This is a genomic window from Nocardia brevicatena NBRC 12119, from assembly GCF_000308495.1.
In the GTDB taxonomy this organism is placed as follows: domain Bacteria; phylum Actinomycetota; class Actinomycetes; order Mycobacteriales; family Mycobacteriaceae; genus Nocardia; species Nocardia brevicatena.
The window spans coordinates 12,490-33,947 of the sequence record NZ_BAFU01000073.1; the positions used below are offsets into that span (position 1 = coordinate 12,490).

The window sequence follows — 21,458 nt, forward strand, 5'->3', positions numbered from 1 at the left end:
GGCGGCGGGCGCCGACCGCTTCCCGGGGGAATACCTCCTACGGCTCAGCTGGTGGGGACCACATCGGCGTTGTACACGAGAATGCCGAGGACCAGTCCGGTCACCAGGCCGACCCCGGCGGCGATCGCGGCCCATTTGCCCAACGACTCGCCTTTGCTGTGTCCGACCAGGCCCAGGACTATCCCTGCGGGCCCGAACAGGATGGGGCAGAACAGTAGGCTGATGACGGCACAGACGAAGGCGATGATGGAGAAGACCTGCGCCCCCGAACGCCGCTGTTCGGTTCCGCCGTAGGGTTCGTACGACTGCTGTGGATAGGACGGGAAACCTCCGCCCGGGCCGGGCTCAAAAGCATCGTAACCCGGTTCACCGCCCTGCCAGGGTTGCTGCCCCTGCCATTCCGGCCGACCACCGGCTGCCCCGGGCGGGGGTGGATAACCGTGAGCCCCGCCGGGCGGACGGGTACCCGGCTGTCCGGGGCCCCACCGAGGCTCACCCGGCGCCGGACCGCGCGTCGGTGGTCCGGACCCCGGCCACCCGGGCTCGCGGGCGCCGGGGTCCGGCGGCTTCGGCGCTTCCGCCGAGAAGTGGTGCGGGCTCGCCCCCGCCGCCGGGCCGACCGGTCCCCCGAGTTGCGGTGGGGGCTGTGAGGGACGGCTCCCTTCTCGACCGGGCTCCTCTGAGGAAGGTCCGGCCGACCATGCCTGGGTCGGCACATCCTCGGGTGCCCGCTCGGACCACGCCTGCGGCGGCACGTCCTCCGGCGACTGCGCCGACGGCTCCCGGGGCGGCGTGCCCTCGGAGAACTGTGGGGACCACGCCTGCGTCGGCACATCGTCCGGCGACTGCGCGGACCAGGCCTCGGTCGGCACATCTTCGGGTGCCTGCTCGGGCCGCGTTCGCGCCGGAGCGTCCTCGGGAGAACGCGCGGACCATGCGTGCGGCGGTGCGTCCTCCGGGGGGCGGGTAGGCCACGCTTCGGTCGGAGCATCGGCGCCCGACTCGTTCGACGCGTCGGGCCGTCCACCTCCCGAATCGGGTCGGCGTTCGGAGGCTCCGAAGCGTTCCGGAGGAGTCTCCGACTCCTCCGACCGGTCGCCCTCGGGCGACCCCGGTGTCCGGTCGGTGGGATGCGGGTCCTCTGGCGTGCTCATAACGCTCTCCTCGTTCGTCCGTCACGACATATCGGTGGAGCGAGCAGCGGGGCTGCGGTGAACCGATTCGGCAATGCGTACCTGCCAGTATGCTCCGCGTCGGCAGCGGTGCGTGGGACCCGGAGACGGCGAACGGCCCGGATCGGTGATCCGGGCCGTTCGGGAGAACCGTCGGCGAACCCGCCGACGGCGTGAGCCGGTCAGGCGTGGCCGTTGAACAGCCCGGTCACCGAACCGTTCTCGAACACCTCGCGGATGGTGCGGGCCAGCAGCGGGGCGATGGACAGCACCGTAAGCTGCGGGAACTTCTTGTCCTCGGTGATCGGCAGCGTATTGGTCACCACGACCTCCTTCGCGCCGCAGGAGGCCAGCCGCTCGGCGGCGGGCGAACTCAGCACACCGTGGGTCGCGGCGATCACCACATCCCCGGCGCCCGCCTCCTTCAGCACCTTCACCGCGCCCGCGATGGTGCCACCGGTGTCGATCATATCGTCGATCAGGATGCAGGTCCGGCCCTCGACCTCACCGACCACGCGGTTGGACTTCACCTGGTTGGGGACCAGCGGGTCGCGGGTCTTGTGGATGAACGCCAGCGGGGCGCCGTCCAGGGAGTCCGCCCACTTCTCCGCCACCCGGACACGACCCGAATCGGGTGAGACCACCGTGATGTCCCGGAGGCTGTAGTTGGCCCGGATGTGCTCGGCCAACTGCAGCTGGGCGTGCATATGGTCGACCGGACCGTCGAAGAAGCCCTGGATCTGGTCGGTGTGCAGATCGACGGTGATGATGCGGTCCGCGCCCGCGGTCTTGAGCAGATCGGCGACCAGACGGGCGGAGATGGGTTCGCGGCCGCGGTGCTTCTTGTCCTGGCGAGCGTAGGGGTAGAACGGCAGGATCGCGGTGATGCGCTTGGCCGAACCGCGCTTGAGCGCATCGAGCATGATGAGCTGTTCCATCAGCCACTGGTTCAGCGGCGCCGGATAGCTCTGCAGCACGAAGGCATCGGAACCTCGAACCGACTCCTCGAAGCGGACGAAGATCTCCCCATTGGCGAAATCACGCGCCGTCTGCGGTGTGACGTGGACGTCCAGTTCCTTGGCAACCTGCTCGGCCAGTTCTGGATGCGAACGCCCGGCAAAGAGCATCAGGTTCTTCTGGTTATCGATCCATGACGCGGTCACTACTGCTTGCCATCCTTTAGCTCTATTGCCTGATCCGACGTCTCGTCCGCGGCGATGGCCTCCGCCGCCGCACGCGCTGCAGCGGTTCCCGGCCGGTAGCGCTGCACCCAGTTTTCGATATTGCGCTGCGCTCCACCGGAGACCGCGAGGGCGCCCGGCGGAACGTTTCTGCGCAGTACAGTACCCGCTCCCGTATACGCGCCGTCACCCACGGTTACCGGCGCGACAAACATGGTGTCACTCCCCGTTCGCACGTGGGAGCCGATCACGGTGCGGTGTTTGGCGACCCCGTCGTAGTTGACGAAGACGCTGGATGCGCCGATATTGCTGTACTCGCCGATGGTGGCATCGCCGACGTAGGTCAGATGCGGCACCTTCGTGTGAGCACCGATCTCGGCGTTCTTGGCCTCGACGAACGCCCCGATTTTACCCGATTCGCCCAGGACGGTGCCCGGCCGCAGATAGCTGAACGGCCCGACCGTGGCCCCGGCGGCGATACGGGCACCCTCGCCGTGCGTGCGGACCACCTTCGCACCCTCGCCCACCACCACATCGATGAGGGTGGAGTCGGGACCCACCTCGGCGTCCTCGCCGACCACGGTGGTACCCAACAACTGCACACCCGGCCGCAGCACGGCATCACGGCCGATCTGCACACCGGCGTCCACCCAGGTGGTGGCCGGATCGATGACGGTGACCCCGGCCCGCATATGCCGTTCCAGGATGTAGCGGTTGAGGGTGCGCGCCGCCTCGGCCAACTGCACCCGGTCGTTGACGCCGGTGACCTTGGCCCAGTCCACCAGCCGAGCGCCCTGTACCGGATGCCCCGCCTCGCGGGCCAGCCGCAGCACATCCGTCAGATACAGCTCGTGTTGGGCGTTCGCCGTGGACAGGCGGCCCAGCATGGTGCGCAGCACAGAGGCGTCGAAGGCGTACACACCGGAGTTGACCTCGGCGATCTGCGCCTGCTCCGGGGTGGCATCGGCATGTTCGACGATCTCGGTGACCTGGCCGTCGGCATCACGCACGATCCGACCGTAACCGTTCGCGTCCGGCGGAACGAAGGTCAACACGGTCACGGCGGGTCGATCGGAATAACTTCGATGCTCGTCCAACAGCGCCGACAGGGTGTGCCCGTCCAACAGCGGAACATCGGCGGAGGTCACCAGCACATCACCGGTGAAATCATCCGGCAACGCCGTCAGACCGCACTGCACCGCGTGCCCGGTGCCCAGCTGCTTCTCCTGCACCGCGGGAACGATCTCGCGGCTCATCTCGCTCGCGACCGCGGACACCGCGGCGCCCACCTGCTCCCGATCGTGGCCCACCACGGTCACCAGGTAGGCGGGATCGATATCGTTCGCGGCATACAGCGCGTGTGCCAGCATGCTGCGTCCGGCCAACGAATGCAGAACCTTGGGGGTCTTCGACCGCATTCGCGTCCCGGCGCCCGCTGCGAGCACGACGACGGCGGTCTGCTGTGGCATGGATCTCCCTTGGGCCGACATTGGTCACGATGCTCACGAGCTCCGCCGCCAGGACTCGAACCTGAACTATCTGAACCAAAATCAGAGGTGCTGCCATTACACTACGGCGGATTGTCACACCGGCGGGTTACGCAAACCCACCACTGCGCCCCGGCACGGCAAAGATACTCGCATGCCGACCCGCTGTCCGTCGAACCGCCCACGGTAACGGCGCGCCCGCTTACCCCCGGCGGCGGGCCGTCTGGAACAGTTGACGCTTGACAGTCGTGGTCGCACGCGGCGGCGGGACAGCGCAGGCGACCCCGGAGCCAGGGAGGCGGGAGCGGTGTCAGCGGATGAAGCCAGATCGGCCGACGAATCGGAAACGGCAGACGAGACGCGGTCGGCAACCGAACACAGGAGCGGCGGGGAAACCGGGCGGGCGCACCGACCGCGGATGACCGGCACCCAGCGCCGCCAGCAGCTGATCGAGATCGGCCGGGCACTGTTCGCCGAACGCGGCTACGACGCCACCTCCATCGAGGAGATCTCCCAACGCGCCCAGGTGTCCAAACCGGTCGTGTACGAACACTTCGGCGGCAAGGAGGGGCTCTACGCCGTCGTCGTGGACCGGGAGATGTCGATGCTGCTCGACATGATCACCTCCTCGCTCACCCGAAACCGCTCCCGAGTGCGGCTCGAACAGGTGGCGCTGGCACTGCTCACCTATATCGAGCAGCGCACCGACGGTTTCCGGATCCTGGTCCGCGACCAGCCGGCGTCCTCCAGTGACGGCCGCTACTCCAGCCTGCTCAACGAGGCCGTCAACCAGGTCGCGCATATCCTCGCCGGCGATTTCGGCCGCCGCGGCTTCGACACCAGCCTGGCCACGCTGTATGCGCAGGCCCTGGTGGGCATGGTGTCCACCACAGCGACCTGGTGGCTGGACGTGCGCTCCCCGTCGAAAGAAGTCGTCGCCGCGCATCTGGTCAACCTCTGTTGGAACGGGCTCAGCCACCTCGAGGCCGATCCGCAACTCAGCTCGGAGTGGCCGGCCGGTGCCTGATGAGGTATCGAGCGGATGCGCAACCGTGCGAACAGGCGGGAAGCGTAGCGCGTGACCTGCCCGTGGCGTCCGTCCCGGCACTCGAATCAACAGGCCGGACGCACGCTGGTGGTACGGTTCACCCATCCTTTGGGTGCTGTTCGAGCGGTAAGTCGGTCTACTTCGAGATGTCGGTCTACTTCAGGATGGCTGGTTATTGGGATGACAGGCGGATCTGATGGCTAGGCAAGCGCGTGCGGAGATCACCCGCGATTCCGTCCTGGCCGGAGCTGCCGATGTCTTTCTGCGCTTGGGCTACGCCAACGCGAGCCTCAGCGAGATCATCGCGCAGTCCAATGTGACCAAGGGAGCCTTGTACTTTCACTTCGGCTCGAAGGAAGAACTCGCCCGCGCCGTGGTCGACCAGGGCAACGAGCGGCTGGTCAACTCCTGCCAAGGATTCTTCGACTCCCGGGTACCCGCCCTGGAGGCATGTATCGGAATCACCTATGTGGTCGCCGACCTGTCCATGAACGATCCCATGGTCGGGGCCATGCTCAAACTCACCCACCAGATCGGTGACTATCGCGGGGCGAACGGGGAGAACATCGCCAAATCCTGGGGGGAGACCTACCGTATCCTCACCGAACGGGCGATCGCCCAGGGCGACCTGCTTGCCGACCTCGACCCGGAGGTGATCGGACTGCTGCTGCACGAGGTCACCACCGGTGTACATATCGTCGCGGTCGGCACCGACACCGTGGACCAGATGGCGACCCGCATGGAACGCGCCTGGTACTTCCTGCTCCCCTCGATCGTCCCGGAAGACAAACTCTCCTACTTCCGCGAATTCGCCGCCCGCAGACTCCGCCGCTACGTGCCGTAACTTTTGACCCGCGCTCCGCGCGGGCGTAGTGGGGGCGTGGGGTTGTGTCGACGGCCTGGTCCGTGGAGGGACCGTGCGTGTGGTTTCAGCGGGGATGCATGGTGGGCCATGGAGGTGCGGGGTTGTGAACAAGGCGGATGGCGCTGGTCGCGGGGGTGCGGGCGGAAAAGGGGTTGGGGGGGAGATTTAGACTCGGCGGGCCGGTCGAATTCGCTCGTCTGCGTTCAGGAGATTTCCATGTCTGCCCCTCGTCCACCTTTGGCGGGACTGGCCGCGGTGGCCGGTACCGATGATGCGCTGCGGACCGTATCCGGGTTGCTCGGAAAATCGTCGGTGGAGTTCGTCGCACCGGGTGCGGTGCGGGCGTTCGTGGCGGCGACCGTCGCGGCGGAGCGGCCGGTGGTGATGGTGACCGCCACCGGGCGGGAGTCCGACGATCTCACCGTCGAGCTCACCGAGATGCTGGGTGCCGCGGTGGCGCAGTTCCCGTCCTGGGAGACGCTGCCGCATGAGCGGCTCTCCCCGGGCGCCGATACCGTCGGGCGGCGGCTCGAGGTGTTGCGCCGGCTGGCGCATCCGGAGGATCCAGTGTTCGCCGAACCGCTGCGTGTGGTGGTGACCACCGTTCGGTCGCTGATGCAGCCGATGGCGGGCGGACTCGGGGACATCGAGCCGATCGTGCTGCGTCTCGGGGCGGAATGGGACTTCGACGAGCTGGTCGCGCGGCTGGTCGAATTCGCCTATACGCGCGTCGACATGGTCGGCAAACGCGGCGAGTTCGCGGTACGCGGCGGTATCCTCGACCTCTTCCCGCCGACCGCCGACCACCCGGTGCGGGTGGAGTTCTGGGGCGACGAGATCACCGAGCTACGAGCCTTCTCCATCGCCGACCAGCGATCGCTGCCGGAAACCTCCATCGGCACGGTGGTCGCCGCCCCGTGCCGGGAGCTGTTGCTCACCGAGGCCGTGCGGGAACGGGCCGCCGAGGTCGCGGCGGCCAATCCCGCCGACGCCGCCCTCGTCGACATGCTGGACAAATTGTCCGAAGGCATCCCGGTCGACGGTATGGAAGCCCTGATGCCGGTGCTGCAACCGGGCCGGCTGCGGCTGCTCACCGAGGTGCTGCCGGCGGGCACGCATATGGTGATCTGCGACCCGGAGAAGGTGCGCACCCGCGCCGCCGACCTGGTGCGCACCGGTGAGGAATTCCTGGAGGCGTCGTGGACCGCGGCGTCCTTCGGCGGCGACGCGCCACTGGGCGGCCACGGACTCGACCTGGCCGCCTCGGCGTACCGGCCACTGCCGGAGATCCGCGACGACGCCGACCGGCGCGGTCTGCCCTGGTGGACGCTGAGCCCCCTGTCCGCGGGCGAACCGACCGAGGTGGTACTTCCGGTGCAGGCCGGCCCCACCGCACGCGGCTCCGACGAATTGGTCGCGACGATCTTCGCCTCGCTGCGCGCGCATGTCGCGAGCGGCGGGCGCGCGGTCGTCGTGGTGGCCGGGCACGGAACCGCCCAGCGCACCCTGGAACGGCTCGGCGACGCCGAGGTACCGGCGGCGGAACTGCCCCCGGGTGCGGAACCGGTGCCCGAGGTGGTGGGCGTACTGTGCGGTTCCCTGCACGACGGTCTGATCTTCGCCGACGCCGGGCTGGTGATCGTCGCGGAATCCGACCTCACCGGCAACCGGGTCACCGCGCCCGGTGAAGGCAAACGGCTGCCCGCCAAACGCCGCAACCAGGTCGACCCGCTGGCGCTCAACGCCGGCGATATGGTCGTGCACGACCAGCACGGAATCGGCCGGTTCGTGGAGATGATCGAACGCACCGTCGGCGGCGCTCGGCGCGAATACCTGGTCATCGAGTACGCGCCGTCCAAACGCGGCCAGCCCGGCGACCGGCTGTACGTGCCGATGGAATCGCTGGATCAGCTCTCCCGCTATGTCGGCGGAGAGATGCCGAGTCTGTCCAAGCTGGGCGGCTCCGACTGGGCCAACACCAAACGCAAGGCCCGTAGGGCGGTACGCGAGATCGCGGGCGAACTGGTGCAGCTCTACGCCGCCCGGCAGGCCGCGCCCGGCTACGCGTTCGCTCCCGACACCCCCTGGCAGCAGGAGATGGAGGACGCGTTCGCGTTCACCGAAACCGTCGACCAGCTCACCGCCATCTCCGAGGTGAAAACCGATATGGAGAAGCCGGTCCCGATGGACCGGGTGGTGTGCGGCGATGTCGGCTACGGCAAGACCGAGATCGCGGTCCGCGCCGCGTTCAAGGCCGTCCAGAGCGGTAAACAGGTGGTGGTGTTGGTGCCGACCACCCTGCTCGCCCAGCAGCATCTGCAGACCTTCACCGACCGGGTCGCCGGATTCCCGGTGACGGTGAAGGGGCTGTCCCGGTTCACCGACCCGGCCGAATCCCGTGAGGTGCTCGAGGGGATGGCCGACGGCGGCGTCGATATCGTCGTCGGCACCCACCGACTGTTGCAGGCGGGGGTGCGCTGGAAGAACCTCGGCCTGGTGATCGTGGACGAGGAACAGCGGTTCGGCGTGGAGCACAAGGAGCACATCAAGGCCCTGCGCACCCATGTGGACGTGCTCACCATGTCGGCCACCCCGATTCCGCGCACCCTGGAGATGAGCCTGGCCGGAATCCGGGAGATGTCGACCATCCTCACCCCGCCCGAGGAGCGGCATCCCGTGCTCACCTATGTGGGCGCCTACAACGACAAACAGGTCACCGCCGCGATCCGCCGCGAACTGCTGCGCGACGGGCAGGTGTTCTACGTGCACAATCGGGTGTCCTCGATCGAGAAGGCGGCCAAACGGATTCGCGATCTGGTGCCCGAGGCACGGGTGGCGGTGGCGCACGGCCAGATGAACGAGGACACCCTGGAACGCACGGTTCAGGGCTTCTGGCAGCGCGAATACGACGTGCTGGTGTGCACCACCATCATCGAGACCGGTCTGGACATCTCCAACGCCAACACCCTGATCGTGGAGCGTGCCGACACCCTCGGCCTGTCGCAGCTGCATCAGCTGCGTGGCCGGGTCGGGCGCAGCCGCGAACGCGGTTACGCGTATTTCCTGTATCCGCCGGAGAAACCGCTCACCGAAACCGCCTACGACCGACTGGCCACCATCGCGCAGAACTCCGACCTCGGCGCCGGGATGGCCGTGGCCATGAAGGATCTGGAGATCCGCGGGGCCGGTAACGTGCTGGGCGCCGAACAGTCGGGGCATGTGGCGGGGGTCGGGTTCGACCTGTATGTGCGTCTGGTCGGGGAGGCGGTGGAGGCCTATCGGGCCGCCGCGGACGGCAAGCCGATCACCATGGAGGAGCCCAAAGAGGTGCGCATCGACCTTCCGGTGGACGCGCATATCCCGCCCGACTACATCGCCAGCGACCGGCTGCGCCTGGAGGCCTACCGCAAGCTCGCGAGCGCACAGGACGATTCGGCGCTGAACGAGGTGGTGGAAGAGCTGGTCGACCGGTACGGACCGCTGCCGGTGGAGGTCGGGCGACTGGTGTCGGTGGCCCGGTTGCGGCTACTCGCCCGCGAATACGATGTGACGGAAATCGCCGTCACCGGAACGACGGTGAAGATCTCGCCGCTGAACCTGCCGGATTCCAAGCAGCTTCGGCTCAAGCGGATCTATCCCAGTGCGGGATACCGCGCCGCCAGCGGTGTGGTGCAACTGCCGCTGCCGCGGGTGCAGGACAGTGTCGGTGCCGATCGGCTGCGTGATGTGGCGCTGCTCCAGTACATCGCCGACCTGCTGCTCGCCCTGGACGGCAAGGCCGCCGGGTCCGTCGACCTCGCCGTGGCCACCGAGGTGATGGCAGCCCGATGAGCCACGACACCGTGCCCGACCCCGCCCGTTCCCGCGCCGGCACCGGCGATCCCGTGCCGCCCGGCCTGGCCGCCGATACGGCGACGGTGGCCGCCGGGCTCACCGAGGCGGTGCAGATCATGGACCGGTTGTGGCGATTCGGCGGCTGGGAGGTCACCCAGACCCACGATTCGCTGCGCCCATACCTGCTGGAGGAAACCTACGAACTGCTCGACGCCATCGGGCACGGCGACGCCGAGACCATCAAGGAGGAACTCGGCGATCTACTGCTACAGGTGTTGTTCCATTCCCGGATCGCCGAGTCCGCGGGCGAATTCACGGTCGACGATGTCGCCGCGGCACTGGTCGCCAAGCTCGTGAACCGCAGTCCCCATCTGGTGGCCGACGATCTCGGCCCGGACGCATCCGTGGCGGAGAAGATCGCCGCCCAGGAAAAGGCCTGGGAGAAACGGAAATCCGCGGAGAAATCCCGCCGGTCCTGCCTCGACGGCATAGCCATGGCCCAGCCCGCGCTGGCCTTGGCGGAGAAGGTACGCGCCCGCAGCGCCAAGGCGGGCCTGCCGGACGAGCTCGTCCCCAACGCTCTACGCGTCGTGCACCTGGGCGACCCGGAAAGCGCGGAGGAACGCCTCCGCAAGTCAACCCTGGCCTTCGCCGACGCTGTCCGGGCGGCCGAAGACGCCGCCGAGGCCGCCCGCGGTATCCGTGCACCACTCACCCGAGAGGACTGGTTCGAGTACTGGCCCGAACGCTGACGATTTCGCTACGCTGGGAAATCGGAGTCAGGAGGAACACTCGTGCCCATCAGATTTCGCAAGCGCGCGTCCTACGGTCCGCTGAAGCTGAACTACACCGAATCGGGCCTTTCGTCTTGGAGTATCAAGATCGGTCCCTGGTCGTGGAACTCCCGCACACGGAAGAACAGCATCGACCTGCCCGGTCCGCTGAGTTGGCGACAGAAGTAGATCATCGGACGCTGTTGTGTCGAGAGCTGTGAGGCTGCGCCTCCAGCTGCGATCGGCGAGGATAAACGCGCGGGTGACCGCTTCTTCTGGAGTTTCGGCGCGGATGAGCCCGCCGATCTCGGTGCCGCTGTCGTCGCTGGTCCGGGAATGGGGTCGGCGTGGAGCCTTTTTGTGTTTCAGGACTCAGCCCGATGCCTGTATGTCAGGATCGCGTCACCCATGATCTCGGCGATCGGGTTCCACCGGGCGTAGCACTCACCATCCAGTTCGATCACGTCCGCTTGCTTTACGATCCGATTCAGGTGCTCTCCCAGATGTGGGGCGGTCGGCACGAATACCGCCTCGGCTTCGTGGCATCGGATGTGTTCCTCGAGATCGGCCACCCCGGACAACCCGCTGTCGGCGCGCAGTGTTTCGCGCAGCCGGTAGCCGAGCCGTAAGGCCAGCCGCTCGATGCGGTGGACGTCGAATTCCTCGCAACTGGTGAGGTCGGTGCGTAGGTAGGCGATGGCAGGGACAAGATCGTCGGTCACCGCACCTCCAGAGAGTCGGGTGCTTGCTCAGGTGCGCGCAGGTGGTCGATGACCTTGGTAAGGATGACCTGGTGGGGAACATCCTGCAGGAACGACTTGCGGCCCTTGACCTGCTCGTCGAGCGGGGGCCGTTGCGGCAGAGTCATCACAGCACTGCCACAGTGGAAGCGAATGCGTCGTGCAGGTGCTGGCAGTTGCGGCCTTTATGCAGGTCGAGCAACTCTCTGCCCTGGGCGAATTCGAGCGGTTCGGTGGGCAGGTTACGGTCCTGTTCGGAGTGTTCGTCGTCGCGGTTCATCGTGTCCTGCTCGTATCGAGGACGACCACGCCGGCCGCGACGAGTGTGGCCAAGGCGGCCTGTTTGCGGGCGCATTCGAGACCGCAGTCCTTGTGTGTCTGCCAGGCGGCGTGCGCTTCGGCCGTGGTGAACGGCGTGTCCGGTTTCTCGTGCGGCCAGTTCGGCGCCCATATGCCCGACCGCATCTCGGCAACGGCGTCTTGGATCTCGGTCGGTCTCATCGTCGATCTCCTCCTGTCGTGGTAGGCCGGCTGTTCCAGCGGTCGAAGCCATGCGTCGAACCTGTTACGACCAGAGTGGTCGCCGGGACTGTTTTCAGGAGGGCAGACTGCGGGGCATATTCCGCCGGACCGGATCGAAGAGCCACGATGTGGGTAGACTGGCCCGACCTGATCAAGAGGGGGCCAGGTATGCCGCCACCGAACCTGAAATTGCAGCAGCGCCGAGAGGCCACGCCATCACGGGTAGTACCGGGGCGCTCAATGAGCCGCGCCGAACGGGCGGATGCCGTCAACGATTACCTATGGCGGACCCAACGCCAACGTCGCGAACTCGACGCACACACCATCGCTCGTTATGAACGGGGAGTGGTCCGCTGGCCCGGCAAGGACTATCGACAAGCCCTCCGTGCGATCCTGAACTCGACCGACGCCGAGTTGGGTTTCGTGCCTGCCCGACGCCGTGTGGCGGATAACGAACCCCGTGACGTGCTGGCGGTGAACCTTTCAGCCCATTCGATCCCGACACCATTCCAGCCGACTACCTGCCCGAGACCGAGCGGAGAGTGCAGGTGGGGCAATCTGATGTCGACAGGATCAGGAAGGCGGCCCGCACTGCGGCAACAGTGGAGAATCTCGCGGGTGGTGGTAGGGCCACCGACCCTGCCGCCCGATATTTGCGCACATTCGCACCGCTGCTCCGCGGGCACGCTGCCCCTGCGACACGGCAAGCGCTGTTCGAGGGTATTGGCAACCTCAGCGGTATCGCGGCCTATTCGGCCTTCGACATCGCCGATTACCCAAAAGCCGAACGGCGCTTCCGATTCGCCCTCTGGTGCGCCGACACAGCCGGCTCCTGGGAACTCCGTGCCGCCACTCTGGCCGATATGGCCCGCATGACCGCCTATATCGGCAACGCCGACGGTGCGTTATCACTGATTGAACTGGCCCAGGTCCGCTCCGATAGACTCACTGCCACCACCCGCGCCATGCTCTCGGCCGTACGCGCCCAATTCCTGTCCGCACTCGGTCGCACCGACAAAGCGCTCTCGGAGGTCGCCCGCGCCGACGAACACTTCGCGGCCCGTGCACCCGAACCGGACGCACCGTGGATGTGCTACTACGACCAGGCCGAACACCTCGGCAGTACCGGCAAGGCCCTGATACCCGTCGCCATCGCTCGGGAACGCATCGATCTGGCCGCACCACGCATCCACCAGGCCATACAACTACAAGGTGAGGCATATCCGCGCTCACGAACTTTCTCCCGCACCCGTCTGGCCGCCCTGACCATGCGCATCGGCGACCCACACGAAGCCACCGTCATCGGTTTGCAAGCAGCCACCGACTCCACCAGGTTTCGCTCCCGCCGCCTCCGCGACGAACTTCACGGCCTCGTCGGGGCCGCCACACCGCACCGCCGGATACGCGAAGTCGCGGAACTCTGCCATGTGATCACCTCCCTACCGGACGTGGAGGCGACAGGGTGACCGGGGGCTTGGTGTCGGCGGAAGAGATTCTCGAGCGGGCAACATCCGTGGCCGGTATTGCTGTATCCCATGCAGTCGCGATTCGGAATGGCGCACATTCTGTCTTCTGGCTGCCGGGTGATGTCATCGCCCGGATAGGCAAGCCGGGCAGCTTCGAAACAGCACAACGAGAGCTGCGGATATCGCAGTGGCTCAACCGGGCAGGCGTGCCCACTGTGGAGGCAGAGGAGTCACTTGTCCAACCGATCGTGATCGACGATCGGCCGGTTACGTGGTGGCGGTTCATCCCCGACCACCGGCCGGCCACCCCGGCCGAGCTCGGAGCTGCCCTGCGTCGACTGCACGGCCTCGCACCTCCGACAACTTTCGACCTGCCGGGGTATCGGCCTTTCGCAGGTCTCCGTGAACGGATCGTTTCTGCTGCCGATCTTTCTGCCGACGATCGGCAGTGGCTCCTACAGCATTACGAGACGCTACGACAACTCTACGAACAACTACCCGCACCGGCCGGGCTGTGCGTAATTCATGGAGACGCCTGGCAGGGCAATCTCGTCGTGCCAACCGGCGGCATCCCCACATTCCTCGACCTGGACAAGGTCTCGCTCGGACGGCCCGAATGGGATCTGATCCAACTCGCCGTCGACCGCACCGATTTCAATCGCCTCAGCGCCGCTGACTACCATTCGTTCGTCACCGCCTATGGCGGCCACGATATGACCACCGCCCCCGAGTTCCGGATATACGCCGACGTGCAGGAACTCCGTTGGACAGCCTTCGCGATCAACCTGTCCCCCCACGCGCCCGCCGTCGAGGAAGCTGCTCACCGGGTCTCCTGTCTGCGAGGACGAATCCCGAAGCCATGGACGTGGAGCGCGCTGTGACCGACCGGGCGTAATAGACACCGATCGAGGACTACCGCATCGGCCGGGCGACACCCTGCAGTAGACCTTGGCCGCCTTCGTCGATCCATGACACACGGGGCCACCGAATAGGTGGCGGAAGTATCTCTGTATCAGTGCAACCGGTTCTGCGCGGCCTCGAGCCCCACGCGCAACAATAGTTCGACCGCGTCCGCGGCCTGTTCGACGATCACCGGCACCTCTTTGCGCTCGGCTGCCGAAAACGGTTTGAGTACGAAATCCGCCGGATCCTGCCGCCCCGGCGGGCGACCGATCCCGATGCGGGTGCGCAGATAATCCTTGGTGGCCAGCGCGCTGGATACCGAACGCAGGCCGTTGTGTCCGCCCTCGCCGCCCCCGCGTTTGAGCCGGACCGTGCCGAACGGCAGATCGAGTTCGTCGTGAACGACGATCACCTCGCCCAACGGCACCGAGAAGAACTTCGCCAATGCCGCCACCGGGCGACCGGACAGGTTCATATACGACCGCGGCTTGGCGATCAGCACCTGTCGGCCGTCCAGCCGGGCCGCCAGCAGATCCGCCCCGGACTTCTTGTGCACGGTGAACCGGTCGCCGACCCGCTCGGCGAGCGTGTCGGCGACCAGGAAGCCCACATTGTGCCGGGTGCGCTCGTAACCGGGTCCGGGATTACCCAGCCCGACGACGAGCGCCGGTGCGGTTTCGGGCATCGGGTGCGTGGGGCCGTGTTCTCGTGCGCGGCGCGACTATTCGGCCGCTTCGCTCTCGGCGGCGCCTTCCTCGGCCTCCGGCGCCACGGCCTTGGCCTCGAGAATGTTCACGATCAGCGTCTCGGGGTCGTCGACCAGGGAAACACCGGCGGGCAGTTCCAGCGATCCGGCGGTGATCTGGGTGCCGACCTCGGCACCTTCGATGGACACCTCGATGGCTTCCGGCAGGTTCAGTGCCTCGGCGGAGATGGACACGGTGGTGACCTCCTGGGTCACCAGGGTGCCCGGGCCGGCCTCACCGGTCACGGTGACCGGGACATCCGCGGTGACCTGCTCGCCGCGCTGCACGATCAGCAGGTCGGCGTGCTCGATGTAGCGGCGGATGGGGTGCACCATCACGGACTTGGTCAGCGCCAGCTGCTTCTTGCCCTCGATATCCAGGTTGAGCACCGCGTTGGTGCCGTGCTGGCGCAGGATGGCGGCGAATTCCTGGGCGTTCAGCGCCAAGTGCTGCGGTTCGGTCTGGTGGCCGTACAGCACCGCCGGGACATTGCCCGCGCGGCGGGTGCGACGGGCGGCACCCTTACCGAACTCGGTGCGTACGGTCGCTTCGAGAAGATTTACGTCGGACATGATGCGGAACTACTCCTACGGCTCTTCCGGGCTGGTGGACTGTTACGCCAGGGATGTATGCGCCCTGACGGTGGTCTGCTCGTCACGCGACAACCGCGCGGAGGCGGCCGGAAGCCGCGCCGCGTCGATTACGGGCCGCAGGTCTGCGGACACCCTCGCCGAGACAACCCGAACACTGTAGCGCAGCCGGTTGCCACGACAGGAATCGGGTGGTCAGGGCATGGGCGCCGGGCGAACACGGACGTGCCGCCGGGCGGCCGACGTGGTCGCGTACCCTGGACAGGTTGCCACCGCTCGACCCGCCGAAAGGTTGTTATCGTTGACCGCCTCCATCGAGGGCTCCGTCGCACCCGCCGCCCGCGGGTTGGCCGCGGAGGTGTCGCGGCGCCGCACCTTCGCCGTGATCTCCCACCCGGACGCGGGCAAGTCGACGCTCACCGAAGCGCTGGCATTGCATGCCCGCAAGATCTCCGAGGCGGGTGCCATCCACGGCAAGGCCGGTCGCAGGTCGACGGTGTCGGACTGGATGGAGATGGAGAAGGCGCGCGGTATCTCGGTGAGCTCGACCGCGCTGCAGTTCGACTACCGGGCGGCCGGCTCCGATATCGACCATGTGATCAACCTGGTCGACACCCCCGGTCACTCGGATTTCTCCGAGGACACCTATCGGGTGCTCACCGCCGTGGACGCCGCGGTCATGCTCATCGACGCGGCCAAGGGCCTGGAACCGCAGACACTGAAGCTGTTCCAGGTGTGCCGCCACCGCGGTATCCCGGTCATCACCGTTATCAACAAATGGGACCGACCCGGCCGCGCCCCGCTGGAACTGCTGGACGAAATCGACGAGCGGATCGGTCTGACCCCCACGCCGCTGTTTCTGCCGGTCGGTATCGCCGGCGATTTCCGTGGCCTGCTGCGTCGCGGCCCCGACGGCACCGCGGCCGAGTACATCCACTTCACCCGCACGGCGGGTGGGGCCACCATCGCCCCGGAGGAGTCGCTGAGTCCGGACGCCGCCGAGGCCCGCGAGGGCGCGGCCTGGACCGCCGCGGCCGAGGAGAGCGAACTGCTCGCGGTCACCGGCCAGATCCACGATCAGGAACTGTTCCTGGCCGGGCAGACCTCCCCGGTGATCTATGCCTCCGCCATGCTGAACTTCGGGGTGCGCCAACTGTTGGAGACCCTGGTCGAGTTGGCGCCCGCGCCCGGTCCGCGCGCCGATCTCGAGGGCAATCCACGCGCCCCCGAGGAGCCGTTCAGCGCGGTGGTGTTCAAGGTGCAGGCCGGTATGGACGCCGCGCACCGCGACCGGCTGGCCTTCATGCGAATCGTCTCGGGCGAATTCGAACGGGGCATGGTGGTCACCCATGCCCAGACCGGCCGACCCTTCGCCACCAAATACGCGCTGACCGTGTTCGGCCGGGACCGCACCACCGTGGACACCGCCTACCCGGGGGATGTGGTGGGCCTGGTCAATGCCACCGCGTTGGCCCCGGGACACACCCTGTACGTAGAGAAGAAGGTGGAATACCCACCGATCCCGTCCTTCGCACCGGAGCATTTCGCGGTACTGCGCGCGGCGAGCGCGGGCAAGTACAAACAGTTCCGCAAGGCCATCGATCAGCTCGACTCCGAGGGCGTGGTGCAGGTGCTGCGCAACGATGCGCGCGGTGACGCGTCCCCGGTACTCGCGGCCGTCGGCCCGATGCAGTTCGAGGTGGTGACCGCCCGGATGCAGGCCGAGTTCGGGGTCCAGACCCACCTCGAGCACCTCGGGTACACGGTGGCGCGACGCACCGACGCGGCGTCGGCACCGGAACTGGACCGCCGGCGCGGGGTGGAGGTGTTCACCCGCAGCGACGGAACGATACTTGCCGTGTTCAGCGACAAATGGCGGCTGCAGTACATCGAGAAGGAACTGCCGGACCTCATCTTGGAACCGCTGGTCGCCGCGGCCGACTAGGGTCTGTCCGGTAATTCGTTGTGGTGGCCGGCGTTAGCGCTGTAGAGCGTGGTTGGTCGTGGTGAGTTGACGGACCGGGCGTGGGCTCGGATCGAGCCCACGCCCGGTGCCGGGACGTGGCCGGCGATGGCCGTGATCTACCGAAGACATACCGGCCGCGCTCGCGGCGTGGCGACGCGAGAACCCGAATGCACTCCCATCCTGGGAAATGGCCCATGGATGCGTGGTTCGGTTCTGGGGTATACGCGTCTACCACGGCGGGTGCATGGACTGTAACCGGCGTGGTGACCAGGCGCCGAGATGTATTGAGAAGTATCGAGCCGGCAACATACACCGGCCGGTAGCCGAAGTACTGCGACGACTGCCGTCAACATCGGCGCGACCTGCACAACGACCAAGACCAAGCGAGGATGCAGGGGTACGTCGGGAGCGATAGTATCCCCCTCCGAACAATTCGAGAAGGCGCGATTCCCGAACCAAGGCAAGGCATACCCGGTAAACCGACCGAGGTAGTGAGCGAGAGTCGAGTTTGAGCAGCGAGTCGGGTGGCGGCAGGATCCTCGCGAACATGCTTGTTTCGATAACCAAACGCATCCGTGCTGCGCTCGTCGGCAAAGCTACCCCAAAAGTTGTCGAAACTCATAGGGGGACTGCGGTCAAGGACTCACTCGAGAGTTTCCAGGAAACGAGCAAGGAGGGTAGGGCTACGATCGACCGGGCCGGTCGCGGTATGGAGACAGGTCGCGATACCGGTGCTGGGTTCCCGGAACACCGCGCGGGCAGGCCTGGACCTGCCGAAGGGACCGACCCGGGCGCTGAGGAAGGGTTTCGGAACCGACCCCTCGAAGACCAGGCCCGGATCCTGGAGGAGGCTATGGATCTGCGGACCGATGCTCAGCGGCACCTCGAACTCAGCCTGTACATGGAGGACAAGCACCGCGACATGCCCAACATCTCCAAGAAGACCTGGCACGATATCCGCTACGGACTCGAGGGGTGGGTGAGCTGGCTCGATGCCAGAGCTTTCACACGACATAGCCTGCGACATAACCTGCACCCTGAGATGTCGGTCGAGTTCATGCAGGAAGTGCACCGCAGGCTACGGATCCGGCACGATCCGGAAGGGGCGGGGCAAATGCTCGAGGACGGAACGTGGGGTGTGAGCACCTTGACCAGGCCGTTGTCGCGAAACGAGCGGGCCGCCATCGAGGAGAACCCGTTGCTGGCGTATGTTCCGGGGCCCTTCCGGCCCGAACCCCACGGAATCGTGTTCTCTCCCCAGATCGAGGGTCCTCCCGGCGCGCGTACCCTGCGGTGGCTGGATGCCCCACCGACCGAGAGCGAGCTGGCTGCGATCAAGGACGATCCGCTGCAGGATTACATGGCGCCGGGAGCGTTGCCGGCTCAGGAACACGGTGTGATCGTCTACCCTGCTTTCGGCACCGACACCCGCGAGTTCCATGTATCGCTGTGCGATCGGTACAACAATACGATCAGGCAGTCCGAGTCCGATCACGACCGGTATTGGGCGGCCGGCGAGTTCGTGCGCGATCTCGTGGGCGCGCATCAGTGGAAAGGTGATGGTCATGGCCGGCACGGGCTGGCCCTTTTGCATTCCATGTTGGAGCGGTCAGGCATGAACCCGAGCGCTATCGCCAACTACAACCCGCTGGGTATGTCGCCGCCGGAATGGGTTGATACGGTGCGGGCCGGAAGCGAGCGCTACGGTCGGTGGCGAGAGCTGGAACAGGCGCACGGGGATATAGATCCAATAGACCTGCTCGACCTGTGAGAGCGGGCGGAGAAGTATCGGCGGGGCCTGACCAGCCTTCCTGGGACCTGTCCTGTAAGTCATCGGAGCCAGAGGAATCGCGGCGATGGTGAGCTCGGCTTGGTAGTAGGTGGTGCGTTTTGCGTAGTGGGTGGCCAGGTCAGGGAACTGTTCGAGCCGGTTGAAGCATCGCTCGACCACATTGCGCTGCTTGTAGGTGTCGGCGTCGAATCTTGGGCCGCCGCTACATGGGCCTTATGCGGCGAGTTGGTCGGCACGTTCGGCACGGACGAACCGGACCCGCCGATGGCGCAGTACCTGCCGCGTCGAAGGTGCGAGTATGCCTTGTCGGCGACCACCACCGCCGGCCGCACCCGCGGCCGGCCGGGTTCGGTGCAGGCTGCGTTGATGCCGTTGAGCAGCGGCAACAGCTAAAGGTTGTCGCCGGCCTGGCCGCCGATGAGCACGACCCGCATCAGCGGCTCTGCCCGCTATCCGGCCTCGCGCCGCTGTTCCGGCTCGACCGGCGTCGCCTCCGGCTGTTCGCCCGGGTTCCGTTCCGCGGACCCGAAACCGGTCTCCTGGGCGATCAGTCCCAGACGGCTCGAGGTCAGCCGCAGGCTCGGTAGATCACTGAGCGACAGCACCACCTCGTAGGTGCGTTCGTAACCGGTGTGCGCGATCCGCCACCGGTGGTCGTCGCAGCGCACATAGCGGTCGGAGTAGAAGGCGGCACCGTGCAGCAGCATATTGTGCTCCGGAATGAGCACCGTATCGGAGAGATACCAGGTGCCGGTGGCGGTATCACCGTCGACATCGATCTCGGGGTGGTCGCAGTGGTGTTCGGTGACAACATGCGGGCCCAGGGTGTTGCGCAGGAAGGTCAGAAACGCGTCCCGGGACTCGAACTGCAGGTAATCGCTGTAGGTGGCGGTCGCCTCAGGAATCAACGTGTCGACGAACTCGTCCCACTGCTTGGTGTCCAGACTGCGCAGATACCGGAATTTGAGTCGACCGATGGCGAAGACATCGGCCGACTCGGCCTCCAACCGCGGACTGGCCTGCTCGGCGTTGGGCGCCCGCGGACCGGCTGTCAACGGGGGCTCCGGTCCGGGCTCCAGTCGTGGTGGTATCGGAATGTCCATACCCGCTCCCAGCGCAGCGGCGAGCGCGGCACCGGGGGCGGCCATTGCTTCGGTACTCTGCCCCGCGCGACGCGGGAACCCTGCCACCCGCTGTGTGCGGTCCCTTTCTTCCTCGCCCTGCTCCATACATCCACCATCCCACCGAAAGCGGACATTCAGCGGGGTTGACCAGATCTGTATCAGATCGCGACCAATGTTGATGGTCTACGGGGACGACTGCCCGTTGCCGATGGTGAAGCAGGTGCGGCAGAAGTCCTCGCCGAACTCCGTCAGATGCAGACTCTTACGCACGATCTTGGGTGCCCGGCCCGCTTTCTTCAGCGCGGCCTCCACCGTGGGCTGCACCTCCAGCACCATATACCGGCTCAGCACCACCGGGTCGTCGGAGGTCAGGGTGAGGCCCAGACGTTTGAGGTTGATCAGGTAGGAGCGGGCCCGGTCCGGGTACCGCACCCCGGCCTGTTCCGGCACCGAGGTCAGATCCCCGGCCACCAGCTCCGAGCCGATACCGAGCGGCCGATTGGTGCGCACGTCGACCGTGGGCTGCGGTCCGTTGAGCGCCATGTACCGCAGAATGCGCGCCTCGTCGGGGGCCAGTTCATCCAGGATCCGGTCGTAGGCGGGGTGCACCTCCTCGGTGAAGTACACATCGGCCGACCGGGCCAGCAGAGCGTCACCGCGTTTGCGCAATTCCGCCACCGTCGCCGAGTGCCGGTAGGGGCCGACGGTCAGCGCCTGCCGGCCGGAGGGCACATCGCTCCCCTGTCCGGTCGGCACATAGCTGACGATCTCGCGCACCGACCCCTCGGTGACGCCGAGCGCGCTGCGCGCGATGGACCGCAGCGCGTTGCCGGTGCGCTCGGCGAGCTCGGCCGAGGACTCGCCCTCGAGGGCGGCCTGGGTGATCTCCCTGGTCACTTCATAAGAGGTGGATACCGCCCACTGCCCGCCGCGTACCACGCTGCCCGCCGCCAGACCGGCCGCCCGGAACACCCCCCGAATCAGCCGGGCCTCGTTGCTGATCTGGCGCTGCTCGGCGTCCGCGCTGCGCTCCACAGCGCGGGAACCGGGCCGGGTGATCTCGTGTCCGGTCCTATCGTCTGCCACGTGCTACTCCGATATCGCCAGGTGAACGAATACGCTCACCGATTATTGCCCACCGATCACGATCCGTAGGGGTTGGACGTGACTCGCGCCGACGTCTGAGACACTAACGCAGCGCCGCTCGGCACAGCGGCCGACGCACCGCGAAGAAGCGATGATCAGGGTG

General features: G+C 66.7%; 21 protein-coding genes and 1 tRNA gene. 10 read left to right on the plus strand and 12 right to left on the minus strand.

Annotated features, from left to right (window positions below; all coding sequences use genetic code 11):
• Positions 1-44 precede the first annotated feature (44 nt).
• The 4 genes from ON20_RS33335 to ON20_RS21380 form a co-directional block, all read right to left on the minus strand.
• Positions 45-1,154, minus strand: coding sequence for a DUF4190 domain-containing protein (locus tag ON20_RS33335; RefSeq protein ID WP_051163007.1), 1,110 nt, complete (start codon positions 1,152-1,154; stop codon positions 45-47).
• A 200-nt stretch (positions 1,155-1,354) separates the two neighbouring features.
• Positions 1,355-2,335: a ribose-phosphate diphosphokinase gene (locus tag ON20_RS21370; protein WP_040838009.1), complete on the minus strand. Its 981-nt coding sequence runs from the start codon at positions 2,333-2,335 to the stop codon at positions 1,355-1,357.
• Entirely contained in the window at positions 2,335-3,822 is a 1,488-nt protein-coding gene (gene glmU / locus ON20_RS21375; RefSeq protein WP_040838010.1) for a bifunctional UDP-N-acetylglucosamine diphosphorylase/glucosamine-1-phosphate N-acetyltransferase GlmU, read from the minus strand. Before glmU ends, ON20_RS21370 begins: the two co-directional genes overlap by 1 nt.
• A 40-nt stretch (positions 3,823-3,862) precedes the next feature.
• Positions 3,863-3,933: transfer RNA gene (locus tag ON20_RS21380), tRNA-Gln, on the minus strand.
• 325 nt (positions 3,934-4,258) lie between these two features.
• Between ON20_RS21380 and ON20_RS21385 the strand changes: the two genes are divergently transcribed.
• The 5 genes from ON20_RS21385 (at position 4,259) to ON20_RS34675 (ending at position 10,549) form a co-directional block, all read left to right on the plus strand.
• Positions 4,259-4,867 carry a TetR/AcrR family transcriptional regulator gene (locus tag ON20_RS21385; RefSeq protein WP_040838012.1) on the plus strand — a complete coding sequence of 203 codons (609 nt, stop codon included), beginning with the start codon at positions 4,259-4,261 and terminating at the stop codon, positions 4,865-4,867.
• Between the two features lie 217 nt (positions 4,868-5,084).
• On the plus strand, positions 5,085-5,732 hold the full coding sequence (locus ON20_RS21390; RefSeq protein ID WP_040838014.1) for a TetR family transcriptional regulator: 648 nt from the start codon (positions 5,085-5,087) through the stop codon (positions 5,730-5,732).
• A gap of 237 nt (positions 5,733-5,969) precedes the next feature.
• Positions 5,970-9,584, plus strand: coding sequence for a transcription-repair coupling factor (gene mfd, locus ON20_RS21395; protein WP_051163009.1), 3,615 nt, complete (start codon positions 5,970-5,972; stop codon positions 9,582-9,584).
• A gap of 119 nt (positions 9,585-9,703) precedes the next feature.
• The gene (locus tag ON20_RS21400) at positions 9,704-10,339 is read left to right on the plus strand and encodes a nucleoside triphosphate pyrophosphohydrolase (RefSeq protein WP_245547383.1); all 636 of its coding nucleotides are present in this window, start codon (positions 9,704-9,706) and stop codon (positions 10,337-10,339) included.
• Positions 10,340-10,381: 42 nt separating this feature from the next.
• Positions 10,382-10,549, plus strand: a complete 168-nt coding sequence (locus ON20_RS34675; protein ID WP_083865118.1) for a DUF4236 domain-containing protein — start codon at positions 10,382-10,384, stop codon at positions 10,547-10,549.
• A gap of 176 nt (positions 10,550-10,725) precedes the next feature.
• Here ON20_RS34675 and ON20_RS21405 read toward each other — a convergent pair whose 3' ends face one another.
• Genes ON20_RS21405 through ON20_RS21410 form a run of 4 tightly spaced genes read right to left on the minus strand, consistent with a single transcriptional unit; the run spans position 10,726 to position 11,601 of the window.
• Positions 10,726-11,082 carry a hypothetical protein gene (locus ON20_RS21405; protein WP_040838016.1) on the minus strand — a complete coding sequence of 119 codons (357 nt, stop codon included), beginning with the start codon at positions 11,080-11,082 and terminating at the stop codon, positions 10,726-10,728.
• Positions 11,079-11,228 (minus strand): hypothetical protein, encoded by a 150-nt coding sequence (locus tag ON20_RS36630; protein ID WP_157228930.1) that lies wholly within the window; start codon positions 11,226-11,228, stop codon positions 11,079-11,081. The genes ON20_RS21405 and ON20_RS36630 overlap by 4 nt, the downstream gene beginning before the upstream one ends.
• The gene (locus ON20_RS36635; RefSeq protein WP_157228931.1) at positions 11,228-11,380 is read right to left on the minus strand and encodes a hypothetical protein; all 153 of its coding nucleotides are present in this window, start codon (positions 11,378-11,380) and stop codon (positions 11,228-11,230) included. The genes ON20_RS36630 and ON20_RS36635 overlap by 1 nt, the downstream gene beginning before the upstream one ends.
• Complete coding sequence (locus ON20_RS21410; RefSeq protein ID WP_040838018.1) at positions 11,377-11,601, minus strand: hypothetical protein; 225 nt, start codon at positions 11,599-11,601, stop codon at positions 11,377-11,379. The genes ON20_RS36635 and ON20_RS21410 overlap by 4 nt, the downstream gene beginning before the upstream one ends.
• Before the next feature lie 569 nt (positions 11,602-12,170).
• Between ON20_RS21410 and ON20_RS21415 the strand changes: the two genes are divergently transcribed.
• Both ON20_RS21415 and ON20_RS21420 read left to right on the plus strand, forming a co-directional pair.
• On the plus strand, positions 12,171-13,088 hold the full coding sequence (locus tag ON20_RS21415; protein ID WP_157228932.1) for an NsdA family TPR-like regulatory protein: 918 nt from the start codon (positions 12,171-12,173) through the stop codon (positions 13,086-13,088).
• The gene (locus ON20_RS21420; RefSeq protein WP_245547373.1) at positions 13,085-13,969 is read left to right on the plus strand and encodes an aminoglycoside phosphotransferase family protein; all 885 of its coding nucleotides are present in this window, start codon (positions 13,085-13,087) and stop codon (positions 13,967-13,969) included. The genes ON20_RS21415 and ON20_RS21420 overlap by 4 nt, the downstream gene beginning before the upstream one ends.
• A gap of 131 nt (positions 13,970-14,100) precedes the next feature.
• Here ON20_RS21420 and pth read toward each other — a convergent pair whose 3' ends face one another.
• Together pth and ON20_RS21430 are read right to left on the minus strand one after the other, a co-directional pair.
• Positions 14,101-14,676 (minus strand): aminoacyl-tRNA hydrolase, encoded by a 576-nt coding sequence (gene pth, locus ON20_RS21425; RefSeq protein ID WP_040838020.1) that lies wholly within the window; start codon positions 14,674-14,676, stop codon positions 14,101-14,103.
• 36 nt (positions 14,677-14,712) lie between these two features.
• On the minus strand, positions 14,713-15,309 hold the full coding sequence (locus tag ON20_RS21430; RefSeq protein WP_040838022.1) for a 50S ribosomal protein L25/general stress protein Ctc: 597 nt from the start codon (positions 15,307-15,309) through the stop codon (positions 14,713-14,715).
• A gap of 220 nt (positions 15,310-15,529) precedes the next feature.
• Between ON20_RS21430 and ON20_RS21440 the strand changes: the two genes are divergently transcribed.
• From ON20_RS21440 to ON20_RS37440, 3 genes are all read left to right on the plus strand, one after another.
• Positions 15,530-17,272: a peptide chain release factor 3 gene (locus tag ON20_RS21440; protein ID WP_083865119.1), complete on the plus strand. Its 1,743-nt coding sequence runs from the start codon at positions 15,530-15,532 to the stop codon at positions 17,270-17,272.
• 874 nt (positions 17,273-18,146) lie between these two features.
• Positions 18,147-19,064 (plus strand): hypothetical protein, encoded by a 918-nt coding sequence (locus tag ON20_RS39115; RefSeq protein WP_040838027.1) that lies wholly within the window; start codon positions 18,147-18,149, stop codon positions 19,062-19,064.
• A gap of 126 nt (positions 19,065-19,190) precedes the next feature.
• Positions 19,191-19,478 carry a hypothetical protein gene (locus ON20_RS37440; protein ID WP_040838028.1) on the plus strand — a complete coding sequence of 96 codons (288 nt, stop codon included), beginning with the start codon at positions 19,191-19,193 and terminating at the stop codon, positions 19,476-19,478.
• Between the two features lie 56 nt (positions 19,479-19,534).
• Here ON20_RS37440 and ON20_RS21460 read toward each other — a convergent pair whose 3' ends face one another.
• Both ON20_RS21460 and ON20_RS39120 read right to left on the minus strand, forming a co-directional pair.
• Entirely contained in the window at positions 19,535-20,092 is a 558-nt protein-coding gene (locus ON20_RS21460; protein WP_040838152.1) for a nuclear transport factor 2 family protein, read from the minus strand.
• Positions 20,093-20,392: 300 nt separating this feature from the next.
• Positions 20,393-21,295 carry an Abi-alpha family protein gene (locus ON20_RS39120; RefSeq protein WP_083865120.1) on the minus strand — a complete coding sequence of 301 codons (903 nt, stop codon included), beginning with the start codon at positions 21,293-21,295 and terminating at the stop codon, positions 20,393-20,395.
• Positions 21,296-21,458 lie beyond the last annotated feature (163 nt).